18 protein-coding genes are annotated in these 17,892 nt (G+C 35.6%); 10 read left to right on the forward strand and 8 right to left on the reverse strand.

Going from position 1 to position 17,892, the window contains the following annotated elements:
- Positions 1 to 25: 25 nt before the first annotated feature.
- The 4 genes from QUF93_RS23820 to QUF93_RS23835 form a co-directional block, all read right to left on the reverse strand.
- On the reverse strand, positions 26 to 925 hold the full coding sequence (locus QUF93_RS23820; RefSeq protein WP_289360378.1) for a DMT family transporter: 900 nt from the start codon (positions 923 to 925) through the stop codon (positions 26 to 28).
- Between the two features lie 93 nt (positions 926 to 1,018).
- On the reverse strand, positions 1,019 to 2,263 hold the full coding sequence (locus QUF93_RS23825; protein ID WP_212934808.1) for an amidohydrolase family protein: 1,245 nt from the start codon (positions 2,261 to 2,263) through the stop codon (positions 1,019 to 1,021).
- Between the two features lie 13 nt (positions 2,264 to 2,276).
- Positions 2,277 to 3,527: an amidohydrolase family protein gene (locus QUF93_RS23830; protein ID WP_289360379.1), complete on the reverse strand. Its 1,251-nt coding sequence runs from the start codon at positions 3,525 to 3,527 to the stop codon at positions 2,277 to 2,279.
- A gap of 109 nt (positions 3,528 to 3,636) precedes the next feature.
- Positions 3,637 to 5,202 (reverse strand): glutathione ABC transporter substrate-binding protein, encoded by a 1,566-nt coding sequence (locus tag QUF93_RS23835; protein ID WP_289360381.1) that lies wholly within the window; start codon positions 5,200 to 5,202, stop codon positions 3,637 to 3,639.
- 327 nt (positions 5,203 to 5,529) lie between these two features.
- Between QUF93_RS23835 and nikC the strand changes: the two genes are divergently transcribed.
- The 8 genes from nikC to QUF93_RS23875 all read left to right on the forward strand — a co-directional run bounded on the left by nikC (position 5,530) and on the right by QUF93_RS23875 (position 12,645).
- Positions 5,530 to 6,429, forward strand: coding sequence for a nickel transporter permease (nikC, locus tag QUF93_RS23840; RefSeq protein ID WP_289360382.1), 900 nt, complete (start codon positions 5,530 to 5,532; stop codon positions 6,427 to 6,429).
- Between the two features lie 15 nt (positions 6,430 to 6,444).
- Positions 6,445 to 7,365 carry a nickel ABC transporter permease gene (nikB, locus tag QUF93_RS23845; RefSeq protein WP_289360383.1) on the forward strand — a complete coding sequence of 307 codons (921 nt, stop codon included), beginning with the start codon at positions 6,445 to 6,447 and terminating at the stop codon, positions 7,363 to 7,365.
- A 15-nt stretch (positions 7,366 to 7,380) separates the two neighbouring features.
- Positions 7,381 to 8,397: an ABC transporter ATP-binding protein gene (locus QUF93_RS23850; RefSeq protein WP_289360385.1), complete on the forward strand. Its 1,017-nt coding sequence runs from the start codon at positions 7,381 to 7,383 to the stop codon at positions 8,395 to 8,397.
- A gap of 1 nt (position 8,398) precedes the next feature.
- Positions 8,399 to 9,385: an ABC transporter ATP-binding protein gene (locus QUF93_RS23855; RefSeq protein WP_289360387.1), complete on the forward strand. Its 987-nt coding sequence runs from the start codon at positions 8,399 to 8,401 to the stop codon at positions 9,383 to 9,385.
- A gap of 69 nt (positions 9,386 to 9,454) precedes the next feature.
- Positions 9,455 to 10,228, forward strand: a complete 774-nt coding sequence (locus QUF93_RS23860; RefSeq protein WP_289360388.1) for a sensor histidine kinase — start codon at positions 9,455 to 9,457, stop codon at positions 10,226 to 10,228.
- Positions 10,225 to 10,920 (forward strand): response regulator transcription factor, encoded by a 696-nt coding sequence (locus QUF93_RS23865; protein WP_212934816.1) that lies wholly within the window; start codon positions 10,225 to 10,227, stop codon positions 10,918 to 10,920. The genes QUF93_RS23860 and QUF93_RS23865 overlap by 4 nt, the downstream gene beginning before the upstream one ends.
- 3 nt (positions 10,921 to 10,923) lie before the next feature.
- Positions 10,924 to 12,228 carry an SLC5/6 family protein gene (locus QUF93_RS23870; RefSeq protein ID WP_289360391.1) on the forward strand — a complete coding sequence of 435 codons (1,305 nt, stop codon included), beginning with the start codon at positions 10,924 to 10,926 and terminating at the stop codon, positions 12,226 to 12,228.
- 231 nt (positions 12,229 to 12,459) lie between these two features.
- Positions 12,460 to 12,645, forward strand: a complete 186-nt coding sequence (locus QUF93_RS23875; RefSeq protein WP_289360393.1) for a PspC domain-containing protein — start codon at positions 12,460 to 12,462, stop codon at positions 12,643 to 12,645.
- Positions 12,646 to 12,715: 70 nt separating this feature from the next.
- On the opposite strand, the gene QUF93_RS23880 is transcribed toward QUF93_RS23875, so the two are convergent.
- The gene (locus tag QUF93_RS23880) at positions 12,716 to 13,288 is read right to left on the reverse strand and encodes a helix-turn-helix domain-containing protein (protein WP_002015333.1); all 573 of its coding nucleotides are present in this window, start codon (positions 13,286 to 13,288) and stop codon (positions 12,716 to 12,718) included.
- 101 nt (positions 13,289 to 13,389) lie between these two features.
- Here QUF93_RS23880 and QUF93_RS23885 point away from each other — a divergent pair, with 101 nt between their 5' ends.
- Together QUF93_RS23885 and QUF93_RS23890 are read left to right on the forward strand one after the other, a co-directional pair.
- The gene (locus QUF93_RS23885) at positions 13,390 to 14,355 is read left to right on the forward strand and encodes a DMT family transporter (protein ID WP_128280805.1); all 966 of its coding nucleotides are present in this window, start codon (positions 13,390 to 13,392) and stop codon (positions 14,353 to 14,355) included.
- A gap of 139 nt (positions 14,356 to 14,494) precedes the next feature.
- Complete coding sequence (locus QUF93_RS23890; RefSeq protein WP_289360394.1) at positions 14,495 to 15,160, forward strand: MIP/aquaporin family protein; 666 nt, start codon at positions 14,495 to 14,497, stop codon at positions 15,158 to 15,160.
- Positions 15,161 to 15,219: 59 nt separating this feature from the next.
- Here QUF93_RS23890 and QUF93_RS23895 read toward each other — a convergent pair whose 3' ends face one another.
- The 3 genes from QUF93_RS23895 to QUF93_RS23905 all read right to left on the reverse strand — a co-directional run bounded on the left by QUF93_RS23895 (position 15,220) and on the right by QUF93_RS23905 (position 17,883).
- The gene (locus tag QUF93_RS23895; protein WP_002112095.1) at positions 15,220 to 15,651 is read right to left on the reverse strand and encodes an Rrf2 family transcriptional regulator; all 432 of its coding nucleotides are present in this window, start codon (positions 15,649 to 15,651) and stop codon (positions 15,220 to 15,222) included.
- A gap of 118 nt (positions 15,652 to 15,769) precedes the next feature.
- Positions 15,770 to 16,996, reverse strand: coding sequence for an ABC transporter permease (locus tag QUF93_RS23900; RefSeq protein ID WP_002122843.1), 1,227 nt, complete (start codon positions 16,994 to 16,996; stop codon positions 15,770 to 15,772).
- 2 nt (positions 16,997 to 16,998) lie between these two features.
- Entirely contained in the window at positions 16,999 to 17,883 is an 885-nt protein-coding gene (locus tag QUF93_RS23905; protein ID WP_002122845.1) for an ABC transporter ATP-binding protein, read from the reverse strand.
- Positions 17,884 to 17,892 lie beyond the last annotated feature (9 nt).

Below are 17,892 nucleotides of genomic sequence, written 5' to 3' on the forward strand. Positions count from 1 at the left end.
TCACACAGAAATACACTTTATATTATTACGTAGCTTTTCGAAACAACTCTTTTTGTCCCTTCGATTTCTTCCCATATCCAAACGTTGCAATGTAAACTCCACAAACGATAAAAATAGCTCCAATTATTTGAATGGATGTTACACTTTTCTGCAATATAATATACCCTACCACCATCGTAACGAATGGTTCTAAATTTAAAAACATTGCCGCTGTTGATGCTTGCGCTTTTCTCAATTGATTATTCCAAACCAATGTACAAATTCCATGCATAAGTATTGCTGTCACAATTAGAAGCGACCAACTCTCTATAGAGTACTTCAACGTTATGTGAGAAATGGTAAAAGCAAGAAACGGTAACATAATTAAAAAACCAAAAATTGAAGAGAAGAATGTAATAAAAAACATATCATCTCTTTTCCCCAATTTCCGAATTAAAACAATGGATAAAGAAAAGGATAGCATCGTTATAAAAATCCATATTAATCCTTCTGAAAAGACGAACCTCTGCCCAATACCAATAACAAAAAACACCCCAAAAGTAGCAATTCCTCCTCCTATTACTAACTTAGCTGTTAACGGTTCGTTTAAAATAAATACCGCTAGAATAGAAGTCACGACAGGAGTAAGTGCCAATATTAGCGCAGCTGTTGTTGGTTCTGCTGTTTGTAATCCTTCATAAAAAGACCATTGATTAATCGCGACACCTATAACCCCAATTAATAATACACTTTTCATTTCATTCTTTTCTATATATAAATCTTTCTTACATATAATGGCGTACGCCAGAAAAAACAAATTAATAAATAGCAACCGAAGTGTCGTTAACAAAACTGGATGAAATGTATTTACTAAAATCGCACCAAATATAAAATTACTCCCCCAAACTACTACACAGATAAAAAGTAATATATAAGTACGTGTCACCTATTCCCCTCCGTTTCTCGTAAAAAAGAAGGATTCCTACTCTTTCATTAGGAACCCTTGAAAATATATATAAAATTTAGGGAGGTACGTAAATTAAATCAATACACCTTGAACATTCTGCAAGGAACCAGCTACTATTTTTCCACCTTTCATCACGGCAGGTCGTTTCGCTCGTCTAGCAATTGCTTCTGCTGAACAAGTAGCTTGTAAGAAGACAAAATCAGCTTTATCTCCTACTTTAGGCCAAACTTGATTTCCTTCTTGATCCAATGGCGTTTTTCCACCTGTAATAAACGCTAGAGACGAAGATAAAGATTTCTCATCAATCCAGCGATACTTTTCTGCTAAACGCCCTACTCTTTCAAAAATATCAGCATTCCCAAATGGGCCCCATGAATCAAACATACTATCACAACCTAAAGAAACGGAAACACCTTTTTCTGTAAGCAATGGTACTGGCGGCATATTTCTATTAATTGGTACTGTCGTAATAATAGACATTCCTCTTTCAGCTAATAAGTCTGCCATCTCTGCTCCTTCTTCTTTAGATACATCTCCTAGACTAAACGCATGACTAACAGCAACACGCCCGTCCCAACCCGCATCCTCTGTAAATTGAGCTAACTTTTTAATTGTATAAATACCTAAATGCCCTGCATCATGTAAATGTAAATCAACATCTGCATTTGCCTCTACAGCGATTTCCATCATATCAAAAAGTGATTTTTCAATATTATTATCTACAGTAGCTGGATCTACACCACCCACTAAAGTTGCGCCCACTTTCATCGCTTCCCTCATAAGAGAATGCGCTTCTGTACGAAGTAAACCGTGTTGTGGGAATGCTACGATTTCATATGTAAACGCACCTTTCATATCCTCTAAAGTTTGACGTACAGACTCTAGGTTTTTAAGACCGATATACGGATCAATATTTACATGCGTTCGAATATGAGTCGAACCAGCATTTAAAATGTTACTTAGTAACAACTCTGCTCTCTCTCCAGTTGTTTGAGCTAAAATCGGTAATTCCTGTTGTTCTAACTCTAATCTCTCAATAATATTTTTTACTGGTGTGCATGCTTCCCATGGACCACCAAGTCTTGTCTTATCAAGGTGAAAGTGATTTTCCACAAATGACGGAAGAACAAGCAATTCTCTCGCATCTTTCGTTTCATACTCTGTTTGAAGCGGTACATCCGCAAGTACAATCTTTGCAATCTTTCCATCCTGTATAAGTAAATGATGCAAAGCTGTTTCTGTGCCTGTAACTACTTCACTATTAAACTTATAACCTGTTTCTAGTCGTACATTCGTTAACCAATACACATTTTGCATTTCAATCATCCTCTCAAACAAGATTATTTATAGCTATTTTTTGTAAACTACCAGCAACAACATTTCCTTTATATAGAACAGCACAGCGCTCTGTTTGTCTTGCTACTACCTCAGCTGAACATGATGCTTCCGTAAAGACGATATTTGCTTCATCTCCTATTTTTGGCCATTGACGATTTCCTTGATCATCTAATATAGATTTCCCACCCGTAATAAACTGAAGTGCTTTCCCTAAAGAGCGCTCATCAATCCATCTAAATCTCTCCGCTAGACAATTTGCCTTTTGCAGCATATCTCCCGTTCCAAATGGAGACCAATGATCAGTTATACTATCGTTTCCTAGTGAAACTTTTACACCTTTACGATTTAATAACGGAACTGGAATTACATGTCTACTAATTGGAACTGTTGACGTTATATCAATGCCTAATGCCGCAAGTCGTTCAGCCATTTCCTCCGCTTCTTCTACAGATACATCTCCAAGTCCAAGGGCATGGCTAATTGTAACTCTTCCTTGCCACCCTGCTTCTTCTGTTAACGTTGCTAATCTCTTCATTGTAAATGTTCCGAGTTGGTCCGCATCATGTAAATGAATATCAATGTCGGAATCAAACTCAACTGCAATATCCATAATTGTATTTAATGATTTTTCAATATTACCGTCTACAGTAGCTGGGTCTACTCCACCTACTAAATGAGCTCCCATACGCATAGCATCTTTTATAAGCCCTACAGAATTACTTCGTAACAAACCGTGTTGTGGAAATGCTACAATTTTTGCTGATAACTTATCTTTATATGTTTCCAGTGCCCCAATCGTTGCTTCTAAATTCCCAAGACCAATTACAGGATCAATATTGCAGTGTGTCCGAATATTTGTCGCTCCATTTTCAAGTAGTAATTGCAACATTTTCTCCGCTCTACTCTTTGCAGTTTCTAATTGCTTTGGAAGAATGGTTTGCTCCTCATGAATACGAGTGAATATACTTTTCACTGGTGTACATGCTTTCCATGGTCCACCATAATACGTTTTGTCAATATGGATATGCATTTCTTCAAATGCTGGTAATGCCAATAAACCATTTGCATTTACTACTTCCCCATCTTGCTCCGCTACAATCCCAGGTAATATCTTCGTAATCTTTCCATCTTCAATAAGCAAACTACAAATTTCCGTTTCTGTACTTGTAATTCGTGATTCCTCATACACGTACCCAGATTCAAGTTTCACATTCGTTAACCAATATTTTGATTTTATACTCACTTTGTCAATCTCCCTTCGCAATGGTTTTTCTACTATACAAACGAAACAAAAACAGATAAAAAATTCTATCAGTGTAAAATGATGTTTTACACTGATAGAATTTTCTATTTTACTGTAGCTCTACACCTTCCAGTCGCAAATACCCAGATGGATCAATCCAAAATCCTTTTATATTTTTCGTAGTCGCTGCAATATGATTAATTCCTCGAATTGGTACTAGTAAAGCATCTTTCAATTCAATTTCTTGCAACTGTTTATACAATTCTTTTCTCTTCGTCTCATCTTTTTCTTTTCTAGCATCTTCTATTAATTTATCTACTACCGGATTGCTATAGAAAAATTGATTTCCAGTTGCTCCATGCGAACTAGAATGGAATAAATTATATTGATTATAGTCACCATCACCTGTTGCATTCCCCCAACCGCCAACAAACATCGCATGCTCTGATTTATTCGTTGCAGCTAAAAACGCACCATATTCCATAACTTTAATTTCTACTTCAACACCAATCCCTTTTAGTTGAGATTGAATTACCTCCACTAACGCCATTCTCACTTTACTGTCATTCGTCCAAATTGTTGTTTTAAACCCATTTGGATAACCAGCCTCTGCTAATAACTTTTTCGCAGTATTAATATCATACTTATACCCTTTTACGTCTTTCGTATAACCGAATACTTTAGGAGTCATTACAGAGTTCACTTCAGTCCCAACATTGTTATATACTCCTTTTAAAATTCCTTTCGTTTCAATCGCATGTGCAATCGCTTGACGAACAAGCGGATTATCAAATGGCTTTTTCTCTACATTAAATCCAATATATTCTACACCTAAACCTTCATTTTCAATTAACTCCATAGATGGCGAATTCTTCACTCTCTCTACTTCAGTTACAGGTAAATTCTCTGCAATATGAGCTTCACCAGTTTCAATCATTCCAATACGCGTTGCATCTTCCGGTACTACTTTGAATACAACTTCATCAACCTTTGCTTTTTCACCCCAATAATTTTTATTCTTCTCAAGGCGAATTTCTTCACCTGGTTTCCATGATTTAAAAGTAAATGGACCTGTCCCAACTGGATGCTGCGCTAAACCTTTCCCTTTCTCATCAATTGCTTTCGGACTTAAAATACTTCCTTCATTACTTGCAAAAATAGATAAAAGAGGTGAATATGGGTATTTCAATACGAACTGTACTGTGTATTCATCAATTACTTTTATTTCTTGGATCATGGAATAAACAGTTGCTCGATTTGAACCCACTTTCGGGTCTAATACACGTTCAAAGTTTTTCTTTACTGCCTCAGCATTAAATGGCGCACCGTCTTGGAATGTCACTCCTTGTTGTAACTTAAATTCCCAATTTAAATCATCAATTTGTTTCCATTCCTTTGCTAACATTGGCTTAAAATCCATGTTTTTATCTCGTTGTACAAGGTTTTCATACACTTTATGGTATACAATACTCGCTGAAGGAATGTTTGTAATAAAATGCGGATCTAAATTATCAGCATCTGACAGTCTAGCGATCGTTAAAACGCCACCTTCTTTTGCCCCTTTACTCCCCGACCCTTCGTTGCCTGTCTTCGTATTAGATGAACATCCCGCTAGAAAAACTGAAAGACATAAAATTGTGATAAAGCAAATCACAAGTCCCTTTTTGAACCTCATCGCTCTTCCCCCTCCACTTTCTTTTATCTCTACATCATAAAGTGAAACCTTAAACCTATTTTTCTATTTTACCTACTTTCTAAGAGCGGATAACTTCACCACCTTCTCTTCTGCAAGTTTGTTTATGTATTTGTAATTATAAATAACTTTACGGAAAAAGTTTTTAAACATCTTTACCTCTATTTGCACTTTCTTTACTATTTGAATTTTCTGAATTTTTTTAAGTATTTTTACTTGTATTTGCATTTTCTTTACTTATTGTTTTAAATCCGTTTACTTCGGTGAATTTTCTGATAATTTATTCATAAAGAAAGGGAGGTATGGAAAATGGAAGTTCGTCTTTCTAAAGAAGAAAAAACTTCTTTACAAACGATTCAAATGAAGAATAAATCGAAATTGATAACTGCCTATCGAAAACTGAGGAAAAATAAAATGGCATTCATCGGGGGAATTATCGTTCTGTTCTATATTTTAATAGCTATATTCGCTCCATTATTAGCACCCTATAATCCATTTGATATTCAGTTAGTCAATAAGTTACAACCACCCTCAATGGAACATTGGATGGGAACAGATGATAAAGGTAGAGATATTTTAAGCCGCCTTTTACACGGGACACGTCTTTCATTATTTGTTGGATTTTCTTCTGTATTTATAGGTGCACTGTTCGGCATTATTCTCGGTATCGTTTCTGGTTATTACGGTGGATGGTTTGACACAGTTATTATGAGAATCATTGATATTATGCTAGCTTTCCCTGGTATTTTACTTGCTCTTGCCATTGTAGGTGCACTAGGACCAAGTCTTGTGAACGTAATTATCGCTATTGGCTTTTTCTCAATCCCTATGTTCGCTCGTATCGTTAGAGCTTCTACATTAACAGTAAAAAAATTAGAGTATATCGATGCTATAAGGGCACTAGGAGCGAGTGACTTCACTATTATTATGAAGCACATATTCCCTAACATCTTATCGCCTATTATCGTCCAAGCTACTTTACGCTTAGCTACAGCAATTTTATCTGCAGCTGGATTATCATTTTTAGGACTTGGGGCGCAGCCACCTTCACCTGAATGGGGAGCAATGTTAAGTAATGGACGTGACTTTTTATTTACCGCACCACATATCGCAATGTTTCCTGGAATCGCAATGTCTACACTCGTAATCGGTTTAAACATGTTTGGTGACGGATTACGTGATGCACTAGATCCGAGACTAAAAAAATAGAAAGGAGCATTATACATGCTAATGTTTATATTTCGTAGAATACTACAATTAATTCCCGTTCTTTTCGGCGTTGTATTCGTTGTTTTCTTAATTATGCAAATGGTACCCGGTGATCCAGCTCTCCTTATTGCTGGTGAAGGAGCATCAAAAGAAACTGTCGAACAAATACGTCACCAATTAGGATTGGACAAACCTTTTATCATGCAATATTTCTCTTATATCGGAAATATATTACAAGGCGATTTTGGGGTTTCGATTCGTTCTAATCGCCCAGTGTTAGACGAAGTATTAATTCGCCTTCCAATCACTATTGAACTTGCACTGTGTAGCATCGTAATTACAGTTGTAATCGGGATGATTGCTGGTATCATCTCTGCTACAAAGCAATATTCTTGGACAGATGTTTCTATTATGATCATCGCTTTATTAGGTGTCTCATTACCAAGTTTTTGGTTTGGACTTATGCTCATTTTCTACTTCTCTGTCCAAATTCAAATATTCCCCGTTTCTGGTTGGGGAACTTGGATGCACATGATTTTACCAGCACTTACACTAGGTGCATCTGGCGCAGCAATTGTAGCACGTATGACTCGCTCAAGTATGCTTGATGTCATACGCCAAGATTATATACGAACGGCAAGAGCAAAAGGGGTAAAAGAAAGAGTAGTTATATATAAACATGCTCTGAGGAACGCATTAATCCCCATTATTACCGTTGTCGGATTACAATTTGGTGCACTTTTAGGCGGTACAGTTTTAGTAGAATCCGTTTTCGCTATAAATGGACTTGGAAGATTAATTGTAGATGCCATTCGAATGAGGGACTTACCAATGTTACAAGGGGGCGTATTAATCGCCTCAGTAATCTTCGTTCTAGTCAATCTTATTGTTGATATTTTATACCGTCATTTCAATAAACGTATTGAGCTTAATTAAGAGGGGTGCACAAACATGAACAAAAAGGAAGAGGTATTACAGGTTAAAGATTTAAAAACACATTTCTTTACAGACGAAGGTGTAAGTAAAGCGGTTGATGGATTAAATTTCTCTGTTTCCAAAGGAGAAACACTCGGAATCGTAGGTGAATCTGGTTGCGGAAAGAGCATCACTTCCCTATCCATTATGAGGTTAATCGACCGAGAAAGCGGCAGTAAAATTGAAGGCGACATTTTATTCAAAGGAAAAAATTTATTACAACAAAGCGAAGCTGAAATGCGTGCAATTCGTGGCAATCAAATCTCAATGATTTTCCAAGAACCAATGACATCTTTGAATCCAGTATATTCCGTTGGGGAACAGATCGCAGAAGCAATTCGTATCCATCAAAAATTAAGCAAAAAAGAAGCTTGGAATAAAGCTGTCGATATGCTGAAACTAGTTGGGATTCCTTCTCCTGAAAAGCGTGCAAAACAAGAGCCACATGAACTAAGCGGAGGAATGCGCCAACGCGTTATGATTGCAATGGCACTTGCTTGCAATCCAGATTTACTCATTGCAGACGAACCAACAACTGCTCTTGATGTAACCATTCAAGCTCAAATATTATCACTTATGAAATCGCTTCAAAAACAACTCGGTATGGGGATTATCATGATCACTCATGATTTAGGAGTCGTATCAGAAACATGTGACAGAGTTGCGGTCATGTATGCTGGAAAAATTGTCGAATATGCAGATATCGAGCATATATTTACTAGCCCAAAACACCCTTATACAATCGGACTTCTTCAATCTCTTCCAAGACTCGATACAGACCAAGAAGAATTACAAACTATTCCTGGATCCGTACCAAGTCCATACCATATGCCGAGTGGATGTCGCTTCGCTGATAGATGTACACATACAAAAGAACTATGTCATAATACTCTTCCAGAACTTCAACTAACGCAAGATGGAAGCGAGGTTCGGTGCTGGATGTTTACAGACCTTTGGAATAAATCATCTTCGGAAGAATTGGAGGTATTATAAAATGTCTACTACTACGCAAATAAATAAACGAGAGCTATTACAAGTACAAAATTTAAAACAATACTTCCCTATAAAAAAAGGAATTCTAGGACGCTCTATTAGCTATATTAAAGCGGTTGACGATATTAGTTTTACAATTTACGAAAAGGAAACTGTCAGTATTGTTGGGGAATCTGGTTGCGGGAAATCCACTACTGGGCGTGCAATATTACGCCTTGATGAAGCAACAAGTGGAAAAATCATATTTCAAGATAAGGATTTACTAGAATTAAATAACTCAGCAATGCGAAAAGTTAGAAAAGATTTACAAGTTATTTTTCAAGATCCCTTCGCCTCTTTAAACCCTCGACAAACCGTAGGGAGTATTTTAGAAGAAGCTATGGCCATTCAAAACGTATGTCCAAAAGGAGAAAGGAAAGCAAAGGTTATTGAGTTACTCGGGAAAGTTGGTCTTCCACCTGATGCAGTGAAGCGCTACCCACATGAGTTTAGTGGTGGACAACGCCAAAGAATTGGAATCGCTCGCGCCTTAGCTGTTAATCCAAAACTCATCATTTGTGACGAAGCTGTCTCCGCCTTAGATGTTTCAGTGCAAGCACAAGTTTTAAATTTATTAAAGCATTTGCAACAACAATATGGGTTAACGTATTTATTCATCTCTCACGATTTAGCTGTCGTTCGTCACATATCAGACCGCATCATTGTAATGTATCTTGGTACCATTGTGGAGATTGCCGATAAACATTCTCTTTTTAACAATCCGCAACACCCTTACACAAAAGCGCTTCTCTCAGCAATTCCTACCATTAGTACAGGAATGAAAAAAGAGCGTATTGAACTTAAAGGAGACCTTCCCTCTCCTTTAAACCCGCCGAAAGGCTGCCGTTTTCATACTCGTTGTCCGTATGCAATTGAAAAATGTACAACGCAGCAACCAAGTTTTCAATCTATAAGTGAAGATCACAAAGTAGCCTGCCATATCATTTAAATCGAATCTGAATAATAGAAATATTTACAACACTTTAGTATAATAATAAAAAACAAGATTGAGGTATGTATGTTAACTTATGAAGCATTTGCTGTATTAATAACTATACTTGTCTTAGCTCCAATTTTTGGAGCTATTATTTTATTATTTTTATTTATTTTTGAAAAACGAATCGATTTACTAGAAAGTGAAAAGAAAAAAATAGCACTAGAAAGAGAGTTGCAACAGTCTTTATATCATCAACTCACTCAACAAATTCAGCCTCATTTTTTATTCAATACATTAAATACAATTTTAAGCTTAGCTCGTCTGCAGAGAACAGATGAAGTTGTCCGATCGCTCGAGATCTTTTCTCTATTTTTAAAAGGAAAATATAAAACAACGGATTTGTTAATTCCTATTTCTGAAGAACTGGCGTATACGAATTATTATATTGAGATTCAAAAAATGCGATTTCGCTCGAGGCTTTCAGTAAGCATTACTTCTTCTGAAGATTTACACAATGCCCATATTCCACCTTTCGTTATTCAAACGTTAGTTGAGAATTCCTTTAAACATGGTCTTGAAAAAAAAGCTGGTCAAGCAATTTTAAATATTCATTTATACAATACAAATAACCGAATTACACTTCTAGTATCTGATAACGGCACTCAAAACGAACCATTTACTTCCCATACAGAAGAAAGCGGATACGGACTTGAGAATATAAAACAACGATTTCAGCTATTCTTTCAAGAACAAACTACGTTCTCTTTCCTCTCTACAAAAGAGAACGGCACGACAGTAGAAATAACATGGCCTTTCATCACAGAAAAAAACACAGAGGAGGTAATACAAAAATGAACGTGCTATTAGTAGATGACGAACCGCTAGAACTGGAACAATTAGAATTTCTCATTCACCGCCAGTTTCCTAATTGGACACTGCATCTAGCTTTAGATGCGGATGAAGCTTTAAGTATAAATGAAAAATTCTCGATTCATTTAGCACTTTTAGATATTCACCTTCCAGGCATATCTGGCCTACAACTAGGTGAAAAATTAAAAAATAGTAACTCTAACCTGGACATCATCATCGTAACCGCATATCAAAATTTCGACTATGCAAAACAATCTATTCGTCTAGGAGTCATTGACTACATAACAAAGCCAATTATAGAAAAAGAACTCATCGATGTATTGCAAAAATACAAAGGAGATTCCAATTTTATTTCTTACTCACGTATTATTCAAGATACATTAGACATCATTCATGAGACTTTTCATGACAAACTACACTTAGCAGACATCGCAGCTAAAGTACATACAAATCCGACTTACTTAAGCCGGAGGTTCCATGAAGAAGTAGGGATTTCATTTTCCGGGTATATCATGCAATATCGGATTGAAATGTCACAGAAGTATTTAATGGAACACCCACATTGGTGTATCTCGCAAATCTCTGAACGATCTGGTTTTAATAGCCAGCATTATTTCAGCACTGTTTTCCGCAAAATGACTGGAATGACTCCGAAAGAATATAGAGGCGAGGGATAAATTGTGACAAAAAACAACTCAGCTTTCACATCTTTACAATTAGGTATAGGAACTGGCACTGTTCTTTTATTATCTAAATGGGTCGCAAGTATATCAACGCTCGCTTTACCTGAATCTATTATCAATTATGGGTTACTTGCTGGCATTCTTTATGCTATGATTGGTCCTTTTACTCTTATTTTATTGGGGATTTTAATAAAAAAAATACGTTCTACATTTCCAGAGGGAGAATCGCTTCACGATTACTTATCATATAAACTTTCTCACACAGGATATATAATTGTATGCTCTTTCCTTGTTCTATTGAGTATAGAAAGTATGTTCATCCAAACGAAAGTTGCTAGTATTTTACTTAATGTTTTCTTCCATATTCCATATACATTGGGCTCCTTCCTTTTCATTACCCTTTGTACACTATTCGTAATGTTAAGTAACGCTAAGCTATTTACTAAAATGGCTATTATGCAAACTGTATTAATGTTTTCTACCATGATCATTATTCCAATTTATTTTTTTGTACAAGATGGAATCACTCATGTATACGATGGGATTCGCTTATATCACCCTTATTTGCTATTTTATGAAAATAGAAATGGAATATATTTTCTTACTGCCGGCATTCTAATCGAAACGGGAAGAGTATTAATAAGCCCCGCATCTTGGGATAAAGCTTTCCGTATTCATCCTAAAAAAATCATTCCGACTTTTTTACTATCAGGATTTATATGGATTACCATCCCTTTGGCATTTGCTTCTCTAATTATGATAGTTATCTTTAGCGGGAGCTTAGATCATTTATACGACCTTCTAGCTCAGCTTCCCAAAAAAATAGAATTTACTATTTTATTTTATTTGCTCGTTATCGGCTCTTTAAGTGCAATAACTTCCAGCTTTATTTCTTGGATGCATGGATTTACCAAACTCATTCGAGACTTTATACCGATGATACGCACAAAAATGAATCTCAAATTACATACAGCTCATTTTATTGCTATAGCTATCGGATTTTTAGCTTTTTTCATTACAATTACTACAAACTATACTATTTTAGAAATTATTTTTTTCTTTGGTATTCTTTATACATCTCTTATCATCACAATATTATTCCTTATTTTTAGTAAACAAAAAATAAGTATCATTATACCACTCATCTCGATTATGGGTGCCCTTACCGGTTATGTAGTTTACTTCTTAATCAGTCCTTTAACAAGCATTTGGGTTAGTATAACTGTTACTCTTTCACTAAGTATTTTTTATATGTTTTCACATTGTATACACCAACAATCCAAATATAAAATGAAACTATAATATGAGGTCCTTTTGGTAGTTTAAACTTTGCTGCCTAAGGCCTTTTTACTTTTATCGCAAACTATTGTACTGTGCTATAAATTAGATTCGTTGTTTATATAACCTCGCATCTGAATTGCAAAACATGATTCACTTTACAAAAAAAAATGTCATACCCCCTCATAGTCTCCTCATAGATTTCCATATAGAATAGAAGTATGTAGCTTGATATAAAAAGGAGTTGATCGTAGTATGTCAAAAAAATTATGTAAATCCGAAACTGATAAAATGCTATTTGGTATATGTGGTGGTTTAGGAGAATATTTTGATATTAGTTCTACTCTCATTCGTATCATTTGGGTCATTGCTATTTTATGTTTTGGGACGGGGTTTTTAGTTTATTTTATTTGTTTATTACTTATGCCACGTTCGTACTAACGGCATCATTCACATACTTAAGCGAAATATATAAAATCACCTATAGAATTCTTTTCTATAGGTGATTTTTTTATGAAGAATATTTCATCGTTAAATGTAATACCGCCACTTCATCCTCTTCATTTTTATAACTATGTTTCTTATTCGCTTCAAATTGAATGGAATCAAACTCATTTAGCACATACACATCGTTCTCCACTTGAATAGAAACTTTCCCTTTCATTACTGTTACAAGCTCAATTGCTCCTTCATGATGAGCTTCAGGTTCATATATACTATTCGCTCTTAAACAAGCACGGTGCATTTCCATCCCTGTTTCTTTCGTGTAACGGAACATCGTTTCTAAGTGCCACGCTTGTCCTACATCTACTGCAAAGCCTTCTCCGCAGCGCGCAACAGCTACAGGCTCTCCAACAACCATCAATCTCGATAAAGGGATTGATAACCCTTTCGTAATTTTCCAGATGACAGCTAATGTTGGATTCGTTTCACCTCTTTCAATTTTTCCTAACGTTAATTTACTAACACCTGTCTTTTGGGCTAAATCTTCTAAACTTAATTTTTGTTCATTTCGAATTTGTCTCAATAACTGACCTACTTGCTGGATCACTTCTTTCGTTTGCATATCTTCATTTTCTTTCATCTATAAAAACCACCTTAAAGTATAAAATAGTTTACTTTTATTCAATTTAAGTATATTATAACATACATAATTATTCGATTTCGAAAGGAGTGTTATACTTCATGCGCGCAATATTACTAGGTCTTTTATCATCGGCCTTTTTTTCTGCAACCTTTATTATTAACAGAGCAATGAATGTATCTGGAACAAGCTGGGCTTGGACCGCTTCCTTCCGTTTTCTATTTGCTCTCCCTATTTTATTCCTTATCGTTTTATTTCGCAAAAACTTAAGAGGATTATGGGAAGAGTTAAAAAAACATCCATTGGCTTGGATCGGATGGGGTTCCGTTGCCGGTATTGGTTTTTATTCTTTATTAAGTTTTGCAGCCGTTTTTTCTCCAGCTTGGCTCGTTGCTGGAACTTGGCAAGTTACGATATTAGCAGGTTTACTTTTATCACCATTATTTTTCATTAAAACAGAAACAAAATCAGGTACAAAATTTGTACGCGGAAAAATTCCACTTCGTAGTTTATATGTAGCATTATTTATTTTACTTGGTGTAATTTGTATGCAAGCGACTGCAGCAGGTCATATTACAATGACTCAGTTCATTTCAGGTTTTTTACCTGTCGTGTTAGCGGCTTTCTTATATCCCTTCGGTAACCGAAAAATGATGGAACTTGTTAGCGGGCGCCTTGATACATTCCAACGTGTATTAGGAATGGCAATCGGAAGTCTTCCTATTACAATTCTACTTGGTATATACGGATTTTCCACTACTGGTATTCCATCATCAAGTCAAATGCTTCAAGGATTTTTGTTAGCATTATGTTCCGGAGTTATTGCGACGATGACATTTTTCTTTGCTACTGACTTAGCAAAAGACAATCTTGCTTTACTTGGAGCTGTTGAAGCAACACAAGCTGGAACAATGATCTTTACCGTTCTTGGTGAGATTATTTTCTTAAATGGCTCATTCCCTAGTGGTCTGTCACTGATTGGGATGATTATTATCATGCTAGGGATGGTCGTAAATAGTGTTTTAAACCGTTCTGTTCCAGTCATTAAACAAAAAAAATCAGCATAAAAATGGATATGGTTCTTCATAGAACCATATCCATTTTTATTGTCCCCCTATTCCGCCTTATCAGAATAGTATTTCATTGGCTGTTTACACTAAAACCTATGTTATAATACGTTTCATGCGCAATAATAGGAGGTAAATTATGTTAAAAAAAGCAATTGCTGAATTTATTGGTACATTTGTACTTGTATTATTCGGAACTGGAGTAGCTGTCATTGGTGGCGGAATTGAAGGAATTGGAACATTAGGAATCGCTATGGCTTTCGGTCTATCTATTGTCGCTATGGCATATAGCATCGGAACAATTTCTGGATGTCATATTAATCCAGCAGTATCAATAGCTATGTTCATCAACAAAAGAATGAACAGTATGGAACTTAGCTATTATTTATTAGCTCAAATTTTAGGTGGTTTATTAGGAACTGCAACGTTAGTAACAATTTTACGATCTGCTAAATTACCTTTAGATAATTTAGGACAAAATAGTTTTGGAACTCTTGATTTATCTGGAGCATTTTTAGTTGAATTCATTTTAACTTTCGTATTTGTTTTAGTTATCGTTGCTGTCACAGGTAAAAAAGGAAGCTCTTCTTTAGCTGGACTAGTAATTGGTTTCACATTAGTATTAATTCACTTATTAGGTATTCCGTTAACTGGAACATCTGTTAACCCAGCTCGTAGTATCGCACCAGCTCTATTCGCTGGCGGAGAAGCAATTTCTCAACTATGGGTGTTCATCGTTGCCCCAATTCTTGGTGGTATCGTAGCAGCTGTTGTAGGAAAGTTTATTTTAAATACTGAAAAATAGAATTTTCAATATTTCCAAATAAAAAAAGGCGAGCCCTCATTATGAGGAAACTCGCTTTTTTATTCTTTAATTTTCGACTTTAAATTTGTAACTAACTGCTGCACCGTTACATTTGCAAGTACGTTTTCCATCGCTTCTTGCGATTGTATTAAAACAATCTCTAATACCGATTGAATATTAGCTCCTACTGGACATTCAATGTTGGGATTTTCATGGAAAGAAAATAGATGTCCTTCTTCTACAACTTCCACAGCTTTATATACATCAAGTAATGTAATTTCATCTAAATCACGAGCAAGTGTCGTACCACCTTTACCAGCTTGTACATCAACAAGTCCTGCTCTCTTCAACATTCCTGTAATGCGACGAATCACAACCGGATTTGTATTCACACTACCAGCAATCCATTCAGAGGTACAGCGAGAGTTTCGATCTATCGCAAGTAACGTTAACATATGAACACCTACTGTAAAACGACTACTAATTCCCATCTGCACACCCTCCTTTTTATTCATTCTATTAAAAGACGACTCTTATTATTATATACTATTTTTAATTTATACATAAAGAAAAAGCATGATTCCATTAGAAAATCATGCTTTCCCTCTATTATTGACGTTTAATAAATTTCGCTAAATCTTTAAATTTCACTTTATCTGAGTAATTCATTACACCATTTACATAGATACGGCTTGTAATAGCATTTAATATACCAATCGTCGCCAATAAAACTACTAATGTTATCGTAATCTCTAACATACCTGCTTCACCAGCTACAATCCGTGAGAAGGTGACCATCGGTGTGAAAAACGGAACATACGAACTTACAACAACAATAGTACTATTCGGATCACTTAATGATTTAATACTAATGAAGAATGCAGCCATGATCAAAATCATTACCGGGAAAGATACAGCTTGTAAATCCTCTGTCTTAGACACAACAGCTCCAGCCGCAGCATACATCATCGCATAAAGTAAATACCCCGTAATGAAATACACAAGGAACATACTTATAACCTTTGCATCTAATTTTGTAAAGTCAATTGGAACACCAAATAATGAGGCACTTTCTAAATCGACCCAACCTAACAAATAAGGAATAAGATAACCACACGCTAATATTACAAGTTGTAATAACGCCGTTGAAACAACCGCCAAAATTTTCGCATACATCATCGTAAGAGGCTTTACTTTCGGAAGCATTACTTCCATTACACGTGACGCCTTTTCAGATGCAATATTCATTGCGATTGTATTTCCGAAAGCTACAATAAACATATACAAAGCAAATGTAAAGAAATATGCAATTCCGAAAGAAGATGTGCGATCTTTTATCGCCTCTTGCTTCACTTGAATTTCTGCCTGTAATTGCTGCGCAATTTCTGGTGAAACATTATTTTTTGCAATCGTCACCATCGTATATTGTTGTTTTAAATAGCCTGCCATAATTGCAGAAGTTGCTTGGCTTGGAAATCCATTATACATATATGTAACTGCTGGAGCCCCATCCTTTTCCGTCACATGGAATAGACCATCTAAATCTCCCTCTTCTACTTGCTTATGCAGTTTATCAAAATCATCCTTTGAACCGACCGTTATTTTTGCTGATGGCAATAGCTTATTTAGCTCTTCCTTTTGTACTTTGTATGTGGAACTCTCTACTACAACTGCAATTTTATCTTTATCCTTATTTTTATCATCGCCTGAAGTAAAATGATTAAACGCAAAAATTCCAAACACAACCAAAAATAAAATCGCACTCGTAATTAATGATTTTTTAGATAAAAACGCTTCCCTAAAATAAAATGAAAATACATGAGAAAATTTACGCATCTTTATTTCGCCCTCTCTACAAAGATTTCGTTCAACGTTGGCTCTAGCATTTTAAATTGTCGTAAGCTAACACCTTGTTCTTGCAATTGTTGCAAAATCTTTAGAGCTTCTGCATCGTCTTGTACTTTCACATAAAGAAGGCCTTGTTGTTTTTCATACGGAACATGTATAGCTTCTAATCCCTTTTCATTCTCTGCTATATCTTCAATCGTTAAATTACGAAAACCGTATTCCTTCTTAATATCACTTAACTGTCCTTCTACAACTGCTTCACCCTTTTTCAAAATACATACATGTTGGCAAAAAGCCTCTACTTGCTCCATACGGTGACTTGATAAAATAATTGTCTTTCCGCTCTGTACTTGTTCTCCAATAATACTAGCTAGCATTCCAGCATTAACTGGATCAAGTCCGCTAAATGGTTCATCCAAAATAAGGAGTTCTGGATCGTGAAGAAGAGCAGCAATCAATTGAATTTTTTGCTGATTCCCTTTTGAAAGTTCTCCCGCCGTTTTAAATTTATATTCTGGAATTGCTAAGCGCTCTAACCAGTGATCAATTGCAAGATCCACTTCTTTTTTCGTCATTCCTTCTAATCTACCAAAATATCGCAACTGATCTATTACTCTACTTTTTGTATATAGTCCTCTTTCTTCTGGTAAATATCCAATTGTTACCCCGCTATCACCAAATGATTTTCCATCCCACGTAATAAAACCTTCATTTGGCGTTAATAAACCTAGTAACATTTTAATTGTCGTTGTTTTCCCTGCACCATTTCGGCCAAGTAACCCTAACACTTCACCTTTCGGTAACGAGATTTGCAAACCATTAACTGCTTTAGATTCTCCGAATATTTTTGTTAAGTTTTGAATTTGTAAACTCAATGTATATAT

The organism is Bacillus hominis, assembly GCF_030348325.1.
In the GTDB taxonomy this organism is placed as follows: Bacteria; Bacillota; Bacilli; order Bacillales; family Bacillaceae_G; genus Bacillus_A; species Bacillus_A hominis.